The organism is Pseudomonas helmanticensis, assembly GCF_900182985.1.
Lineage (GTDB): Bacteria > Pseudomonadota > Gammaproteobacteria > Pseudomonadales > Pseudomonadaceae > Aquipseudomonas > Aquipseudomonas helmanticensis.
On the sequence record NZ_FXUY01000001.1, the window covers coordinates 1,026,803 to 1,043,215 of the forward strand.

19 protein-coding genes are annotated in these 16,413 nt (G+C 59.0%); 6 read left to right on the forward strand and 13 right to left on the reverse strand.

Annotated features, from left to right (window positions below; translation table 11 throughout):
* Positions 1–54: 54 nt before the first annotated feature.
* The 5 genes from modC to QOL84_RS04775 form a co-directional block, all read right to left on the reverse strand.
* Positions 55–1,134 carry a molybdenum ABC transporter ATP-binding protein gene (modC, locus tag QOL84_RS04755; RefSeq protein ID WP_283436380.1) on the reverse strand — a complete coding sequence of 360 codons (1,080 nt, stop codon included), beginning with the start codon at positions 1,132–1,134 and terminating at the stop codon, positions 55–57.
* Positions 1,135–1,137: 3 nt separating this feature from the next.
* Entirely contained in the window at positions 1,138–1,818 is a 681-nt protein-coding gene (gene modB, locus QOL84_RS04760) for a molybdate ABC transporter permease subunit (RefSeq protein WP_129394045.1), read from the reverse strand.
* Positions 1,819–2,586 (reverse strand): molybdate ABC transporter substrate-binding protein, encoded by a 768-nt coding sequence (modA, locus tag QOL84_RS04765; protein ID WP_129394043.1) that lies wholly within the window; start codon positions 2,584–2,586, stop codon positions 1,819–1,821. It abuts the gene before it with no gap.
* 177 nt (positions 2,587–2,763) lie between these two features.
* Positions 2,764–3,822: an NAD(P)H-dependent flavin oxidoreductase gene (locus QOL84_RS04770; RefSeq protein ID WP_283436381.1), complete on the reverse strand. Its 1,059-nt coding sequence runs from the start codon at positions 3,820–3,822 to the stop codon at positions 2,764–2,766.
* Between the two features lie 96 nt (positions 3,823–3,918).
* Positions 3,919–6,366, reverse strand: coding sequence for an autotransporter (locus QOL84_RS04775; protein WP_283436382.1), 2,448 nt, complete (start codon positions 6,364–6,366; stop codon positions 3,919–3,921).
* Positions 6,367–6,553: 187 nt separating this feature from the next.
* Between QOL84_RS04775 and acuI the strand changes: the two genes are divergently transcribed.
* Positions 6,554–7,537, forward strand: coding sequence for an acrylyl-CoA reductase (NADPH) (gene acuI, locus QOL84_RS04780; RefSeq protein ID WP_283436383.1), 984 nt, complete (start codon positions 6,554–6,556; stop codon positions 7,535–7,537).
* 63 nt (positions 7,538–7,600) lie between these two features.
* Entirely contained in the window at positions 7,601–8,059 is a 459-nt protein-coding gene (locus QOL84_RS04785; RefSeq protein ID WP_283436384.1) for a GyrI-like domain-containing protein, read from the forward strand.
* Here QOL84_RS04785 and ada read toward each other — a convergent pair.
* From ada to QOL84_RS04810, 5 genes are all read right to left on the reverse strand, one after another.
* Entirely contained in the window at positions 8,056–9,120 is a 1,065-nt protein-coding gene (ada, locus tag QOL84_RS04790; RefSeq protein WP_283436385.1) for a bifunctional DNA-binding transcriptional regulator/O6-methylguanine-DNA methyltransferase Ada, read from the reverse strand. The genes QOL84_RS04785 and ada overlap by 4 nt on opposite strands.
* Positions 9,121–9,192: 72 nt before the next feature.
* Entirely contained in the window at positions 9,193–9,873 is a 681-nt protein-coding gene (alkB, locus tag QOL84_RS04795) for a DNA oxidative demethylase AlkB (protein ID WP_283438619.1), read from the reverse strand.
* A 5-nt stretch (positions 9,874–9,878) separates the two neighbouring features.
* A complete protein-coding gene (locus QOL84_RS04800; RefSeq protein ID WP_283436386.1) occupies positions 9,879–10,589 on the reverse strand; it encodes a 2OG-Fe(II) oxygenase in 711 nt (236 codons plus the stop codon).
* A 93-nt stretch (positions 10,590–10,682) separates the two neighbouring features.
* A complete protein-coding gene (locus QOL84_RS04805) occupies positions 10,683–10,856 on the reverse strand; it encodes a hypothetical protein (RefSeq protein ID WP_164979434.1) in 174 nt (57 codons plus the stop codon).
* Between the two features lie 27 nt (positions 10,857–10,883).
* Positions 10,884–11,186, reverse strand: coding sequence for a DUF1883 domain-containing protein (locus tag QOL84_RS04810; protein WP_016984992.1), 303 nt, complete (start codon positions 11,184–11,186; stop codon positions 10,884–10,886).
* A gap of 211 nt (positions 11,187–11,397) precedes the next feature.
* Between QOL84_RS04810 and QOL84_RS04815 the strand changes: the two genes are divergently transcribed.
* A complete protein-coding gene (locus tag QOL84_RS04815; protein WP_129394030.1) occupies positions 11,398–11,754 on the forward strand; it encodes a hypothetical protein in 357 nt (118 codons plus the stop codon).
* A 72-nt stretch (positions 11,755–11,826) separates the two neighbouring features.
* Complete coding sequence (locus QOL84_RS04820; protein WP_064390226.1) at positions 11,827–12,057, forward strand: hypothetical protein; 231 nt, start codon at positions 11,827–11,829, stop codon at positions 12,055–12,057.
* A gap of 3 nt (positions 12,058–12,060) precedes the next feature.
* On the opposite strand, the gene QOL84_RS04825 is transcribed toward QOL84_RS04820, so the two are convergent.
* Entirely contained in the window at positions 12,061–12,342 is a 282-nt protein-coding gene (locus tag QOL84_RS04825) for a hypothetical protein (RefSeq protein WP_174823971.1), read from the reverse strand.
* 147 nt (positions 12,343–12,489) lie between these two features.
* Complete coding sequence (locus tag QOL84_RS04830) at positions 12,490–12,678, reverse strand: hypothetical protein (RefSeq protein ID WP_283436387.1); 189 nt, start codon at positions 12,676–12,678, stop codon at positions 12,490–12,492.
* A 258-nt stretch (positions 12,679–12,936) separates the two neighbouring features.
* On the opposite strand from QOL84_RS04830, the gene galU reads away from it, so the two are divergent.
* Positions 12,937–13,776, forward strand: a complete 840-nt coding sequence (gene galU, locus QOL84_RS04835) for a UTP--glucose-1-phosphate uridylyltransferase GalU (protein ID WP_129394025.1) — start codon at positions 12,937–12,939, stop codon at positions 13,774–13,776.
* 129 nt (positions 13,777–13,905) lie between these two features.
* On the forward strand, positions 13,906–15,264 hold the full coding sequence (gene gorA, locus QOL84_RS04840) for a glutathione-disulfide reductase (protein ID WP_283436388.1): 1,359 nt from the start codon (positions 13,906–13,908) through the stop codon (positions 15,262–15,264).
* On the opposite strand, the gene QOL84_RS04845 is transcribed toward gorA, so the two are convergent.
* The gene (locus tag QOL84_RS04845) at positions 15,261–16,277 is read right to left on the reverse strand and encodes a DNA-binding protein (protein WP_283436389.1); all 1,017 of its coding nucleotides are present in this window, start codon (positions 16,275–16,277) and stop codon (positions 15,261–15,263) included. The genes gorA and QOL84_RS04845 overlap by 4 nt on opposite strands.
* Between the last annotated feature and the right edge of the window lie 136 nt (positions 16,278–16,413).

Below are 16,413 nucleotides of genomic sequence, written 5' to 3' on the forward strand. Positions count from 1 at the left end.
CGCGGCGGTCTGTAAAACGATTGACCGCACGCCGTTGCCGTCGTGCCGAATGATTCAGGCGAGGACCGCGACTGCCTTGATCTGCGCCCAAAGCCGCTGCCCTGGATGCACGCCCAACTGATCCCGCGAGAACCGCGTGATCCGCGCCAGCAACGGTGTGCCGGCAGCGTCGAGACGGATCAGCACATGCGCAGCGTTGTCCGCTGCCTGCTCGCTGACCACCGTCACCGGCAGTCGATTGAGGATGCTGCTGAACTCATTGTTTTGCAGGGTCAGGCTGATGTCGCGTGCGTGCACCTTGCAGCGCAAGGCCTGACCCACCGCCATCGGTGCGTGCGTCACACGAATGGCAATTTCGGTGGCCGGCAGTTGCAGGCTGAGCAATTGATACTCGGTATCGTAGTCGCTGACCTGACCTTCAATGATCACCCCGGCGTCGTCGCCCAGCGCCATTGGCAAGTCGAGGCGCGCCAGGGTTTCGCCGATCGGTCCGCTGGCCAAGGCTTTGCCGTCGCTAAGCAGCACCAGGTGATCGGCAAGCCGTGCGACTTCGTCTTGCGCATGGCTGACGTACAACACCGGAATATCCAGTTCGTCATGCAGGCGTTGCAGGTATGGCAGGATTTCGTTTTTACGCTGGCTGTCGAGCGCGGCCAGCGGTTCATCCATCAGCAGCAGTTTCGGGCTGGTCAACAAGGCGCGGGCGATGCCGACCCGTTGGCGTTCACCACCGGAAAGGTGTTGCGGATGACGCTCCAGCAAATGGCCGATACCAAGCAGTTCGGTGGCTTGCGCCATGTCGACGCGGCGTTGCGACTTGGCGATACGCTTCAGACCGAATTGCAGATTGGCCAGCACTGACAGGTGCGGAAACAGGCTGGCTTCCTGAAACACGTAACCGAGCGCGCGTTTGTGCGGCGGGACAAAAATGCCGTTGTCGCTGTCCTGCCAGATTTCATCGTTGATCTGCACGAAGCCTTGTTCGGCACGTTCCAGCCCGGCGATGCAGCGCAGGCAAGTGGTTTTGCCCGAGCCGGAATGGCCGAACAACGCGCTGACTCCGCGACCCGGCAGATGTAGATCGATGTCGAGGCTGAAGCCTGAATAGGCGAGTTGCAAACGTGCATCAATCATCGATCAGCTCCAGCCTGCGCGGGTTTTGCGGCTGGAGTACAACGCCAGCAATACGAGGAACGAGAACACTAGCATCGCCCCGGCCAGCCAATGGGCCTGGGCGTATTCCATCGCTTCGACGTGGTCATAGATCTGCACCGAGACCACGCGGGTCTTGTCGGGAATGTTGCCGCCGATCATCAGTACCACGCCGAATTCACCGACGGTATGCGCGAATCCGAGGATCGCCGCGGTGACAAAACCGGGGCGCGCCAAAGGCAGAATCACGCTGAAAAAAGTGTCCCAGGGATTGGCGCGCAATGTTGCGGCCACTTCCAGTGGGCGGGTGCCGATTGCCGAGAACGCGTTTTGCAACGGTTGCACCACGAACGGCATGGAATAGATCACCGAACCGATCACCAGGCCGGTGAAACTGAAAGTCAGAGTGCCCAGCCCCAGCCATTGGGTGAATTGGCCGAGAAAACCGTGCGGGCCCATCATCAGCAACAGATAGAAACCAATGACGGTGGGAGGCAGCACGAGGGGCAGGGCGACGATCGCCCCGATCGGGCCGCGCAACCACGAACGGCTGCGCGACAACCACAGGGCAATCGGAGTGCCGACAACCAGCAGGATTGCGGTGGTCAGGGACGCCAGTTTCAGGGTCAGCCAGATCGCCGCGAAATCGGCACTCGTCAGCGACATTTAGAGCTGGTAGCCGTAGGACTTGATCACCGCAGCGGCTTTCGGGCCTTTGAGGTATTCAACCAGCGCTTTGGCGGCGGCGTTGTCCTTGCCTTTGTTGAGAATCACGGCGTCCTGTTTGATCGGGTCGTGCATGCTGGCAGGCACGATCCACGCCGAACCGCTGGTGACTTTGCCGTCCTTGTAAATCTGCGACAGCGCTACGAAGCCGAGTTCGGCGTTGCCGGTGGAAACGAACTGGTAGGCCTGAGTGATGTTCTGGCCTTCAACGATCTTGGCTTTGGTCGCTTCGGTCAGTTTGAGTTTTTCCAGCACCTGGGTGGCGGCCAGGCCATATGGCGCGGCTTTCGGGTTGGCGATGGACAGATGCTGGTATTCGTTCTTTTTCAGAACCTCGCCCTTGGCGTCGACATAACCTTCTTTTGCCGACCACAGTGCCAGGGTGCCGATGGCGTAGGTGAAGCGCGAGCCCTTAACGGTGTCGCCTTCTTTTTCGAGTTTTTCCGGGGTCGTGTCGTCAGCCGAGAGGAACACTTCGAACGGTGCGCCGTTCTTGATTTGGGTATAGAACTGACCAGTAGCGCCATAGGCTGCAACCAGTTTGTGCCCGGTGTCTTTTTCGAAATCGGCAGCGATCGCCTGGATCGGTGCAGTGAAGTTGGCGGCTACCGCTACCTGGACTTCATCTGCCTGGGCAGCGCCAATGGCGAAGGTCGCCAGCAAAGCGGCCAGGCAGGTAGGGGCAAAACGTGAGGCACGAATGGTCATGTAACAGCTCCGTTGTTGGCGTGTGCACTGGGCAGTTATTGTTGGAGGTGGACTGCGCCGATGCGAGGGGTGAATTCGCTATATAGCGAAATATATAGCGAAATGCCGCCAAACGGGAAGTACTGGTTCAAACAGGGGTGAGCGCCGCTGGACAGCGGCGCCGACTCAAGCCCGTCGCTACTTGAGTTTCGCCAAAGCCCCATCCGCCAATTGCCGGGTCAATTCAGCGCTGCCGAGCTCTTTGCCTAGCGTGAATGCCTGCCCGGCCCAGAGGTTGGCAAACTCTGCCTCACGCTTGGCTCGCAGCGGCATTAACGCACCACCGGCCAACGGAAATGCCGGGGCTTTCGACGACATCGGCCCCAGCTCACGCATAGCGCGGTTGAGAATACCCCGTGCCGGGCGTCCGGTGAAAATATTGGTGATCGCGGTTTCACTTTCCTTGGCGGTGCGCAATGCCTGGTGATGTGCGGCGCTGACTTTCGCCTCCGGTGTAAACAAGTAGGCGGTGCCGACCTGTACCGCCGCCGCGCCAAGCATCAACGCTGCGGCAACCCCCCGCGAATCGCCAATTGCGCCGGCAGCAATCACCGGCACGCTCACCGCATCGACAATCTGGGGCACCAGCGCAAACGTTCCGACCTGGCTGCTCAAGTCTTCGCTGAGAAACATCCCGCGATGGCCACCCGCTTCATAACCCATGGCGATGATCGCGTCGCAGCCGTTGTTTTCCAGCCAGATGGCTTCATCGACCGTGGTCGCAGACGAGAGGATCTTTGCCCCGGTGGCCTTGACCCGATTGAGCAGGGACTTTTCCGGTAGACCAAAATGGAAGCTCACCACCTCAGGACGAAACTCTTCCAGCACTTCACACGCAGCCGCATCGAACGGCGCCCGATTGGACACTGGTGTCGGTGCATCGAAATCGGCGCCCAGTTCGCGGTAATACGGCTCCAGCAAATTTTTCCACGCCTGTGCGCGTTGCTCATCGGCGGCCGGAGGCTGGTGGCAGAAGAAATTGACGTTGAACGGTTTGTCGGTGTGCTGACGAATGGTTTTCAGCTCTTCGCGCAATTGCTCGATGCTCAGCATGGCGGCCGGCATCGAACCGAGGCCCCCGGCATTGCACACGGCTATCACCATGGACGAGTTCGTCGCCCCGGCCATCGGGCCCTGGATGATCGGCAATTGAATGCCAAGCAGATCAAGAATGCGGGTGTCTGGCCATTGGCTCATTACAGCGGTTCTCCGAACAACGAAACGGAGGCAGTTTTTTAACAGCAAAACCGTCTCCGCAGCCAGTCTGAAATTCAGAACAGCCTGTGCAGTTTTTCAGCGTCGATGGAATCCACCACCGCCGCCCCCGAACGAATGGTTCATGAATTGCGACGAGTTATGAAAGTTGTTGGTGCGCTGATTGCCAACGTTGCGCGCGGCGGATTCGCGATTGAGGTTTTGCAGTTGTGCGTTGTTGTTGATCGGCGCCGTGCGCGTAGCGTTGCCGCCGACCATTGATTGCCAGCCACTGTCGGTGCGTTTGTAGACGTTGCCATCGTGGCCGGCGTAGACGTTGTCGCCAACGTGCGCGGCGCCACCGTTGCGCCCGTGAATGCCGCCGAACTGCGTGGTATTGCCGGTGTTGGGGTTATACACGGCGCCGCGATTGGCCGTGACCTGGCTGCCATTGCGGGTATTGCCGGCAGTGACCCGCCCGCCGGCAATGGCGCCACCGTTGGGGCCGACCACTTCGCCACTGCGCCCGGCGGCGTAGTTGCCGTTGTAGACATTGTGTACAGCGCCGCGTTGGCCGGCGGCGGCAACGCCGGTGCGAGAGTTATAGGACGAACCGACCTGGCCGGCCCAGCGATTGCCGGTCCAGGCGTTGTACCCGGCGCCAGAGCGGCTGACGGTCGCCCGATCGCCCCATTGATGATAGATATTGCCGGTCGTCCCGGCCCAGCCGCCGGGCCCCCACGCCACTGCGCCGCCGTGATAACCGTACGCGGCGCCGCCCCAGGCCAGTGGCGCCGGATACAAGTGCGGCCCCCAGGCGTAGCCCCAGCCGTAATTGCCCCACCACGGGTACGCGCCCCAGCCCCAGCCCATCGCGACAGTGCTGCCGCCCCAGCTCCAGCCGAAGCCGAAACCGAAGGTCCAGCCGGTCCAGGGTGTGTAACGGATGGCGACACCAAAACCGTAGGTGACTGGCGGGCCGTACCAGACACTGCCGACCCACGGCGTATACGGATAACCGGTGCCGTAGACCACGACGCCGGTCGCCGGATCGAGGTTCGAGCCCTGATAACCCGGGGTGTAACCGACAACCACGGTATCGCCGCTGGACTCATAGACTTTGACGTAAGTGAGGTAATGCATGGGCGAGCTCGGCGGAATCGAATAGATCACCGCCGGTACCGAGCTGGCCACGGCCCAAGGGCCATTCACTGTTGTCGCGCTGAACCAGATACCGTTCTCTACCGCCCACCAACTGTTGTTGTCGACCCGGATTATCGGCGTAGCGCTGTTGACCACATACTGCAGCGGCGTGCTGTCGATCGCCTTGAGTTGCGGTTCGCCGTCGAACTGCGGCGCGGTCATTTTGACCGCGCTTTTCTTGATCGCCGAGGTCTGCGGAATGCTCGCGGCAATCGCCGCTTCCTTGGCTTGCGGGGTGCCTGCCACGGACGCCTTGACGTTCTCTTTCGGGCTGTCATCGGGGATGTTGGCAAAATCTGCCGGCAATTTGTCCGCCGGGGTAAACGTCCACGGGCCGCTCATGTCGCTGGCGCGAAACCATCGACCGGAAATCAGCACATAGCTGTTCTGGTCGCCAATTTCCTTGAAGATGTGCCCGGTGGTATTGCTCACGTACAACAGGCCCGTGCCTTGAATCGGCGACCACTGCGGCGCGCCATCGGTGACCAACAACTCGGTGGGCGTGGTGGCGACAACGATCTTTGGTTGTGGCGGCTTGGCGAGGCTGGGGATCTTGTCTTTCGGATCACTCTGCCCGGTCAGCAGATCCACTTGCCGGCTCTTGATCGCGGCCTGTTTGGCCTTCTCCAGATCGGCCGGTGGCGAAGCCAGGCGCGTGTAATCGCCGTTCAACTGGTCAGCGACCATCCAGCCATCGAAGACGTGCAGGTAGTGCTTACCGTGTTCATCCTTCAGCAACAACGGGCGAGTATTGATCACGCGTTGCAGCGTGGTGCCGTCGACGGGGCGGTATGCGGCGTCGCCATCGATATAGACGAGCAGTGCCGGAATCTCGGAACTGAAGATCGTCGGCGGCGTGTTTTCGAGTGGCGCGCTGTCGGCTTTCTGTTCGGCCGAGAGTACGCCGACAGCGGCTTCCAGCTGATCGAGCGAAATGGTTTTCTTGCGGCTTTCGGCATCTTTTTGCAGCGCTGCGAGCCAGGCGTTGGCCTGACTGGCATCGGCGGGGAAATCCGCTTTGATGATCTTGTATTGATCGAGCGCAACCCAGCGTGTGGCTTTGTCGACCAGGGTGTGGGCGCTGAACTGGACGATGCCGTAAGTGGACTTGCCATCGGCACCGGTGGCTTCAACGGCCGCGCGGGCATTGAGGGTGTATCCATCCCAGCTGTCGAGTTGTGGTTGATACACCGTCAATTTGGCCTTGCCGCTGGTGATGACTTGCGGCCACGACGGCGCCGCCGGGGCCGTTTGCGCTGGCGTAGCGTCGGCGGCTGCGCACACCTTGCCAAACGCCAGCAGACACAGGATCAACATCACAAACAACGAACGCGGGTAAGACATCGTCAGCTCCATCGACAGGCCGATTTCAAAAGGAATAACGGCGAAAGTACGACCGTCGAAAAAGCATAGCCGCCCGCCATGGAAATACCCGGCGGATTGCTGGATTGGCGGAAAGTCGAGTGTGGCAACGTGTTGCGATGTGGTATTTCAAGGGACGAAATCTTCAAACCAGCCAAGTGAGGCCGTCATGTTCAACGCCATATTGATCGACAAAGACGACAGCGGTTACCGCGCCAGCCTGCAGCAGATCAACGAAGACCAATTGCCCGCAGGCGATGTCACCGTGCGGGTTGCCTACAGCACGCTGAACTTCAAGGATGGCCTGGCAATTACCGGCAGCAGCCCGGTGGTGCGCAAGTTTCCGATGGTGCCGGGGATCGATCTGGCGGGCACTGTCGAGGTCAGCTCGCACCCGGACTACAAGGTCGGTGATCAGGTGTTGCTCAATGGTTGGGGCGTGGGTGAAAACCATTGGGGGGGGCTGGCGCAAAAGGCTCGGCTCAACGGCGACTGGCTGATTCCATTGCCCAAAGTCTTTACGGCGGCGCAAGCCATGGCGATCGGTACGGCGGGCTACACGGCAATGCTGTGCATCCTCGCGCTGGAGCGCAACGGGGTGACGCCGGATCAGGGCGAAGTGCTGGTGACAGGCGCCAACGGCGGTGTCGGCAGTTTTGCCATCGCCTTGCTGAGCAAGCTTGGTTATCGCGTGGTCGCGTCCACGGGGCGGGTCTCCGAGCATGAATATCTGCAACAGTTGGGCGCTGTCGAAATCATCGATCGCGCGACGTTGTCCGAGCCGGGCAAGCCTCTGGCCAAAGAACGTTGGGCAGCGGTCGTCGATTCGGTCGGCAGTCACACGCTGGCGAATGCCTGCGCCAGCACCCGCTCGGAAGGCACGGTCGCAGCCTGTGGCCTGGCTCAGGGCATGGACTTTCCCGCGTCGGTGGCGCCGTTCATTTTGCGCGGTGTGACGCTGGCCGGGATCAACAGCGTGACCCAGCCCAAGGCGCGCCGTTTAGAGGCCTGGGATCGTCTGGCCAAGGATCTGGACTTCTCGTTACTGGCATTGATCAGTGACGAAATCGGCTTGAGCGAAGCCATCGAGGCGGCGCCAAAACTACTCGCCGGGAAGCTGCGGGGCAGGGTTGTGGTCGACGTCAATCGCTGACAGAGTAGGCGCCATTGCGGCGCTTACCCGCTGCACTTCAATTGACAGGGAGTGGCATTTTCGATGGATTTGAAACGACAGCAGATCGACTCGTTCACGGTTTCAGGCTTGCGTGTCCGCACCGGCAATGCTGCAGAGCATGTGGCCGAGACAGCAAAAATCGGTCCGATGTGGGGCGAGTTTTTCGCTCGCGGACTGGCTGACGACATGCCCGCCAAGCAAGTGAACTCTCCGGTCTACGGCGTGTACTCAGCTTACGAATCGGATGCTTCGGGTCAGTTCGACGTGACCGCCGGCGTTGCTGTCACTCAGCCTGCTGAAGGTTTCGATGCTGTGGTGGTTGAAGCTGGCGATTATCTGGTGTTCGAAGCACAGGGACCGTTGCCCGACGCGGTGATTGCGACCTGGGGGAAAATCTGGACGTTCTTCGAAGCCAATCCGCAGATTGAACGGCGTTACGCGACTGACTTCGAAGCCTATACCGGCCCCGAATCAGTCGCGGTCTACATCGGCATTCGTTAAGGCTGCATTTCGCGCTCGAGCAACTGCCGCTTGCGTTCGACGCCCCAGTGATAACCCGAGAGATTGCCATCGCTGCGAACCACGCGATGGCAAGGGATCGCCACGGCCAGCCGGTTGGCGCCGCAAGCCTGGGCCACCGCGCGCATCGAGGTGGGGGCGCCAATGCGTTGGGCGATGTCGGCGTAACTGGCCGTGCTACCCGCCGGGATTTCGCGCAGCGCTTGCCAGACGCGTTCCTGAAATGCCGTGCCTCTGACGTCCAGGGGCAGATCCAGGCCAATCGCCGGCGCTTCTATAAATCCCACAACCTTGGCGATCAATTGCTCAAAGCCGCTATCGGCACCGATCAGGTTGGCTTTGCGAAATTGATCCTGCAGATCACAGACCAGTTGGTGCGGGTCGTCACCCAACAGAATCGCGCACACCCCGCGTTGACTTTGCGCTACCAGAATCGCCCCGAGCGAGCACTGGCCAACGGCAAAACGAATATCGTTGTTCTGCCCGGCCGCGCGAAAATCACCGGGCTTCATGCCCAGCACCTGATCGGCTGATTCGTAGAAACGGCTATTGGAGTTGAAACCGGCATCGTATAGCGCGTCGGTGACCGAACCGCCATCTACCAGGCGCTCACGCACGCGACGTGAACGATGGGCGGCGGCATAGCCTTTTGGTGTCAGGCCGGTAGCGGCTTTGAAAACCCGATGAAAATGAAAAGGGCTCAAACCGGCGGTTTCGGCGAGTTCATTCAGCGCCGGTGGCGTGTCAGCGGCTTCAATCTGCCGACAGGCTGTTGCCACTGTGGCGGCGTGTTGCGCGCTGACCTCGGTTTGATCCTTGCTGGCGCGTTTGCTCGGCCGATAGCCGGCCGCTTCAGCCTGTTCGGCAGTCTCGAAAAACTCGACATTCTGCGGTTTCGGCAACCGCGCAAGGCTGCTTGGGCGGCAATAGATGCCTGTGGTTTTCACCGCATAGACAAACTGCCCGTCAGCTTGTGGGTCACGCGCAACCACGGCAGCCCAGCGTGGATCGTTTTCGATGTTGAGAGGCGCAAGCGTTTTCATGTGGATTCTTCCGTTGACCTGTTTGATTCAGGTTAACCAGAGTCAGCAAGCGCAACACTCCGGGCCTTGCGGTCAAACTTTTGGTATTTCGCCGGCGACGCGAAAAGTCAGGTTGATCCGTTGTTCGCCCAGACGTGGGTGTCGACCGTGCTTGATCGGCAAGACGCCGTGAAAGCGCAACCGATCAACGCCGCCCCAGACCACCATGTCGCCATGCAACAGCGCAATCCGCTGGCTTTTGTCACTGCGATTGAACCCACCGAAAAGAAACATCGCCGGCAACCCGAGCGACAGCGAAACAATCGGTGCAGCGTAGGAGTTTTCGTCTTTGTCCTGATGCAATGACATCTTCGCACCGGGGATATATTGGTTGATCAGGCAGGAATCTGCCGCGAAATGTGTAAACCCCGCTCGCGCTGCCGCCGAATGTGCCAGATCGGCAAACACCGCTGGCATCGCCGGCCACGGCAAGCCGCTGAGCGGATCGGCGCTTGCATAGCGATAACCGCTGCGATCGGTGATCCAACCCAGTTTTCCGCAGTTGCTGGTGCCCACCGACATGCTGAAGCCGCCGGGCGTCATCATATGGCGCAACGGTGCTGCGAGCAGAATCCTGTCCAGTTCCGGCAAAAGTTGATCGACCACCGGCAGGGCAAAACCGCGCAGCAGCCATGACTGTTCGCCAATCTGCTCGGCACGGGGTTGTTGTTCGGGTTCGTGGTCGGCGAACAAGTCGAAATTGCTCGGTTGCATGAGAGTCATGACGCGTCGTGAAAGATGATGCCTAGGGTATGCCGTTTTCCACTGTGCAGGCGACTGACGCCATGACGCATGGTCACCCGATAGTCGCCGCGCGTGCCTTTTACCGGGCGCTGGTTCACGGCAAAGATCAGCGCGTCACCTTTTTTCAGGTCCAGCACTTGCGGGCGTGTTTGCATGCGCGGGCGTTGCTCGGTCAAGACGAATTCACCGCCGGTAAAGTCCAGCCCCGGTTCTGACAGAAGGATCGCCACTTGCAGTGGAAACACTGATTCGCCGTACAGATCCTGATGCAGGCAATTGTAGTCCTGCGGGCCGTACTGCAATAACAGCGGAGTAGGGCGTAACTGGCCAGCCGCATGGCAGCGCTGCAAGAATTCGGCGTGCGTGGGCGGAAACTCGATGGGTAGATTCATTCGTTGGTACCAGCGATTCGCCAGTGGCGCCAGGCGCGGATACAGGGCGGTGCGCAGGCGCTCGACCGTTGCGGGCAGCGGATAGCGGAAGTACTTGTACTCGCCACGACCGAAACCGTGGCGGGCCATGATCACCTGCGCGCGAAACGGTTCGGTCTGCGGATACAGCGCACTCAAGCGATCACAGCTTTCACTCGACAGCAGCGCGCGAATGACCGCGCAACCGTGTTCATCCAGCTGTTGTTCCAGGTCTGCCCAATCGAGGGTGTCCAGCCGGGAAGGTGACATCGACATACTGACTCCTTGACGCAAGGTCGAGTCGATCAGTCTGAGCGAGGACAGGCGGCAGAACACTCCGCCGCTTGCGGTCAAATTGCTGTCGGTGTCTTACAGCGCTTTGCTGACAGCGATTTCGCTGATCAGGTCTTCCTTCCCGTGGATTTTGTCGAGCTCGGCCCGAGCTTCCGCTTCGGTGCCGTTTACCAGTTGCGCGAACTCGAAGCGGCGCTCACCGTTGAGTTTGTACTTGATGACGTATTTGGTCGTTTGGGCCACGGTCATGCATTCCTTTTGAATGGGCAGAGCGTCTCAGCTGAGTTTGGTGCTGGAGCGGCGGATGATCTTGATCGAATGGGTCAGGGTCGGCTTGCGCGTCACGCTGATTGGCCGACGGTTGACGGTGTCGATGGTGATGTTCCAGAAACCGGTGCTCGGCGCCGTGATACGTGCCGGGAAGGTGTCGAAAGCGCCGCCGTGATAGGTGTGACGACCGCCGTTCTTGAAGCTGCGGAAGTTGGCGTCGTTCATCAGACGGATGTTGCACATTTGCGAGCATTGGATGACGACGATGTCGTCTTCGTTGAGGTGTTCGCGCTGGTGAATGAATTTCATGGGCGCCTCCAGAAGGGCTTTTTCTACAAAATCAAAACGATAGCTTGTCGATTGGGCGCAGTTTATCAGCCCGCACGGGTTATTATCTGGCCGTCGGGCGTTGGTTTGACAATTTTGAACAGATATTCGCAATCGGATGCGGGTTAAATGCAGAAGGCCCCGGAGAAAAACGGCATTTGTGCTGTCGGACGGTCTTTAACGGAGGTTTTGTATGAAGTGGGGTGTGGTGTGTGTGCCGTTGGTTTTGGCTATGGCTGGTTGTGCGAATGTTTCCGAAATCAATGAAACATTGCCGACCATGAGCGTGATCTCCGGCAAGAAGCCCCATGAATATGCTCAATGCCTGGCCGAAAAACTCGCGGACAGCCGTGGTGCATTGCAGATGCAGCCGCACAAGGACGGCGTTCGTGTGATCGTTCCGGGGAAGTTTTCCTCAGGCCCGGCCGCCGTATTTGATATTGAAGATCGCTCCGGCGGCAGCAGCATCAAGCTGCATGAGCGCATGTCCAATGTGCCGGTACGTCCACGAGATGTGCGTAACGCGGCCAACGCGTGTATTTCCGGCTGATAGACTGTTCAGTCATCAGTATCGATGCCGTCACAGTGATGCTGTGGCGGCATTTTCATTTCTGGAGTCGCGATGAAGCGAGAGCAAGTACGGGAACGCCACGCAGAGGGCCTGATCTCTGCCACCCATGTAATCCAGAACCCGGCGAACCCGGGGGAGTGGATCGTGTTTTTCAAGAAAAGCGCCGGGCGCAGTTATTTCCTGGTGGATGACAACGATGAGGTCGAATCTTTCGGCCGGCTCGACGATTTGATCGAAGTGGTGCGCGGCCTCGGGATCAAGTTCGCCGAAATTCACATGTAAGGTTTACTTGCAGACCACCACCACGCTGCGATTTTTATAGTTGCCGACGTCGACGCCCAGGGTCTTGTCGCTCTCCTTGGGCTGTGGCGTGCCGTCGGTACCGACGATGCGATAACCGGTGCCTGCGCACGAAGCATCGGCTTTTTCATAGCAGGTGGCCCAGGAATTGGCTTCGCCGGAGCAATCGATGCTCAACCCCTGCTCGCCGTTGTTCAGGTACGTGGTTTCGGACGTGGCGCAGCCGCTCAGCGCCAATACCGCGAGAAGGGGCAGTAATCTGTTCATGTTCATGGTTATGTTCGTCTTCAGCGAGGGGGACTAGACGCTCTGACAGCGCCGGTATGAAAAGGTTATAGCGATTGGCCACGTGTTTTTGCGCAGCCACAAAAAAAGCCCTGCACACTGGCAGGGCTCTTTGTATCTCGGGACTGATCAGTCCTGAGTTTTGCCGCGTCGCTTTGGCGCGGGAGGGGTGTAATCGAGCACCGACGCTACTTCAATTGCCATCGCTTCGCTGGGTAGCGGCCCGGAGACATCTTCGCCATTGCTGGCGGTGATGTGCCACTGGCCATCTTTGCCTTTGTCGACCGTGTACCCGTTGATGATTTTTGCTTCGGCCATCTATCTGTCTCGTTCGCTGGTTCAAAGCCGTCATGATACCGGCAAATGCTCCCATTGGGGTGTGATGAGCGTATGGTTGTGCAGTTTGCCGGCGCCTTTGAGCTACGCTGTTCTGACTCTGCGCAGAAGCCGAGGGAACTATCGGCGAGAATATTTCTCTATGATGGCATCGGTTAGCCAGTGCGGGGCATTGTAAGGTGCACGCCGCCTGATTAGACTGCGCCGAAACTCGTACACACAGCCCTTTCAAGGACTTATATGATCAAGAAATGCTTGTTCCCAGCAGCCGGTTACGGTACTCGCTTCCTGCCAGCGACTAAAGCCATGCCTAAAGAAATGCTGCCGGTGGTAAACAAGCCACTGATCCAGTACGGCGTCGAAGAAGCACTGGACGCTGGCCTGACGCAAATCTCCATCGTTACCGGTCGTGGCAAGCGCGCTCTGGAAGACCACTTCGACATCAGCTACGAGCTGGAAAACCAGATCAAGGGTACCGACAAAGAGAAATACCTGGTCGGCATCCGCAAGCTGCTCGACGAGTGTTCGTTCTCTTACACCCGTCAGACCGAAATGAAAGGTCTGGGCCACGCGATCCTCACCGGCCGCCCGCTGATCGGTGACGAACCGTTCGCCGTGGTACTGGCGGATGACCTGTGCGTCAACCTCGAAGGCGACGGCGTACTGACCCAGATGGTCAAGCTGTACAAGCAGTTCCGCTGCTCGATCATCGCCATCCAGGAAGTCGATCCGCAGGAAACCAGCAAGTACGGCGTTATCGCTGGCGAAATGATCCGCGACGACATCTATCGCGTGCACAGCATGGTCGAGAAGCCAAAACCGGAAGACGCGCCGTCGAACCTGGCGATCATCGGTCGTTACATCCTGACCCCGGACATTTTCGACCTGATCGAACAAACCGAGCCAGGCAAGGGCGGCGAAATCCAGATCACCGACGCCCTGATGAAACAAGCCCAGAACGGCTGCGTGATGGCCTACAAATTCAAAGGCAAGCGTTTCGACTGCGGTGGTGCTGAAGGCTACATCGAAGCGACCAACTTCTGCTTCGAGAACTTCTACAAGACTGGCAAGGCTTACTAAGAGCGCTTGATTGGTCTGCATGAACAAGCCACCTTCGGGTGGCTTTTTCATTTTCCGCCCCTATATGGATAGCAGCGCTTGCCCAAAGGATGACTCCGGGTATGCTGATCCCCTGCCGAGGAGATAGAAATGGCCTACGATTTTGACCTTTATGTGATTGGTGCCGGTTCCGGCGGTGTACGGGCTGCGCGTTTTGCGGCCGGTTTCGGCGCGAAAGTGGCGGTGGCCGAGAGCCGTTATCTGGGCGGGACCTGTGTCAACGTCGGCTGTGTGCCGAAAAAACTGTTGGTGTACGGCGCGCATTTCGCTGAAGACTTCGAGCAGGCGTCCGGTTTCGGCTGGAACCTGGGCGAAGCGAATTTCGATTGGGCGACGCTGATCGCCAACAAGGATCGCGAGATCAATCGCCTCAACGGCATCTATCGCAATCTGCTGGTCAACAGCGGCGTGACCTTGCATGAAGCACACGCGAAAATCGTCGGCCCGCATGAAGTTGAGGTGAATGGCGAGCGCTTTACCGCGAAAAACATTCTGATCGCCACTGGCGGTTGGCCGCAGATTCCGGAGATTCCGGGGCGCGAGCACGCGATTGGTTCCAATGAAGCGTTCTTCCTCAAAGAGCTGCCAAAGCGTGTGCTGGTGGTGGGTGGCGGTTATATCGCGGTCGAGTTCGCCGGGATCTTCCACGGCCTCGGCGCGAACACCACGCTGCTGTATCGCGGTGATCTGTTCCTGCGCGGTTTCGACGGTTCGGTACGCAAGCACTTGCAGGAAGAACTGACCAAGCGTGGCCTGGATCTGCAATTCAATGCCGACATCGCGCGTATCGACAAGCAGGCCGACGGCAGTCTGAAAGCCACCCTCAAGGATGGTCGTGAGCTGGAGGCGGATTGCATTTTCTACGCCACCGGCCGCCGCCCGATGCTCGACAATCTCGGGCTGGAAAGCACCGATGTGCAGCTCACCGACAAAGGCTTCATCAAGGTCGACGAGCAATACCAGACCAGCGAGCCATCGATTCTGGCGTTGGGCGACGTCATCGGTCGTGTGCAATTGACGCCGGTAGCGCTGGCGGAAGGCATGGCAGTGGCACGACGCTTGTTCAAGCCGGAGCAATATCGTCCGGTAGATTACAAGATGATCCCGACCGCGGTGTTCAGCCTGCCAAACATCGGCACGGTGGGTTTGACCGAAGAAGAGGCGCGCGAAGCGGGTCACGATGTGGTGATTTTCGAAAGCCGCTTCCGCCCGATGAAGCTGACCTTGACCGAGTGTCAGGAGAAAACCCTGATGAAACTGGTGGTCGACGGCAAGACCGACAAAGTCCTCGGCTGTCACATGGTTGGCCCAGACGCCGGTGAAATCGTCCAGGGCCTGGCGATTGCCTTGAAGGCTGGTGCGACCAAGCGTGACTTCGACGACACGATCGGGGTGCACCCGACGGCCGCCGAAGAGTTTGTCACCATGCGTACGCCGGTCGGCGCTTAAGCGTCTTTCGATTTGGCCGAGTCTGGCGCTGCCGCTACGGTAGCTGCCAGACGCTGGCTTTCTTCCAGGCTCGCCTGAGCGTTGCTCAGTTCCTTTTTCAATGACTGATTCAGCAGCGTTTGCTCATCGACGCTCTGTTTGAGTGCCTGGCTTTCCAATCCTGCTACACGTAAACGTTCCTGGAGAAGGGTGCGTTCGCTATCGACACGGGCCGCTTGTTCAAGCAATTGATCCTGACGCTGATTGCTCTGCTTGAGCTGATCCTGCATTAGATTCAGTTCGCGCAGGGTGCCACGGTTTTCCGTGAGCAGGCGTTCGTTGTCACGGTGCAGTTGGGTGATTTCGTCCTGGCGAACCAGTGCACTTTGCTGTGCCTGACGCAGTTCGGCCTGAATTTGCTGCACCTGGCCTTCGTGACGGCTCTGTTCCTGCTCGCGCTGTTCTTTGCTGGCGTTGCGGTAATGTTCCAGCGCGTCGCGGGCGTGCAGGTGTTTTTCTTCCAGCGAGCGAATCTGCTCGTCCTTGTCCTGCAGGCGCAACTCAAAGTCGGCCAGTGCCTGATTCAAACCGGCATTACGGGTTTGCTCGGTCTGCAGCATTGAGCGCGTGCTATTCAGGGCTTCGGACTCGCGCTCCAGCGCTGCGCCTTGAATGTCGTGCGCCTGTTCAAGCTTTTCCAGCGCCTGGCGGATCTGCTTCAGCTCCGATTCCAGCGCCTCGCGCTGCTCCTCAAACTGCTCGCGAGCTTGCTCGATGGGCTCTTGCGCCTGCTCTTTGAGGCGCTGCGCGAGGCGTGAAACCAGAGCGGTCAGCTCATCGTCGATCGGTTCAGCCGAGGCTTCTACCGGTTGCGCGCCGTCATCCAGCTCTTTCAGATACCGATGGATCGTGGTCTTCGAGCCGGTGTTGCCCATTTCGATGCGTACTGCATCGATGCTTGGGTGTTCGCCGCGAGCAAGAATCGCCGTGCGCGCGATCTGCACCAGTGCTTTGGTAATGCCGCCACGGGCCATGTGAACTCCTACGATTACGTACTGTGGTACATGCCACTAAAGTACGCAGTGTACCATGCTGAAAATAAAGGTAAATGATTGCAGGACGAGAGGCGGGATATACTAGTATTACCCAGTGTCAGACGGCAAAATGCAC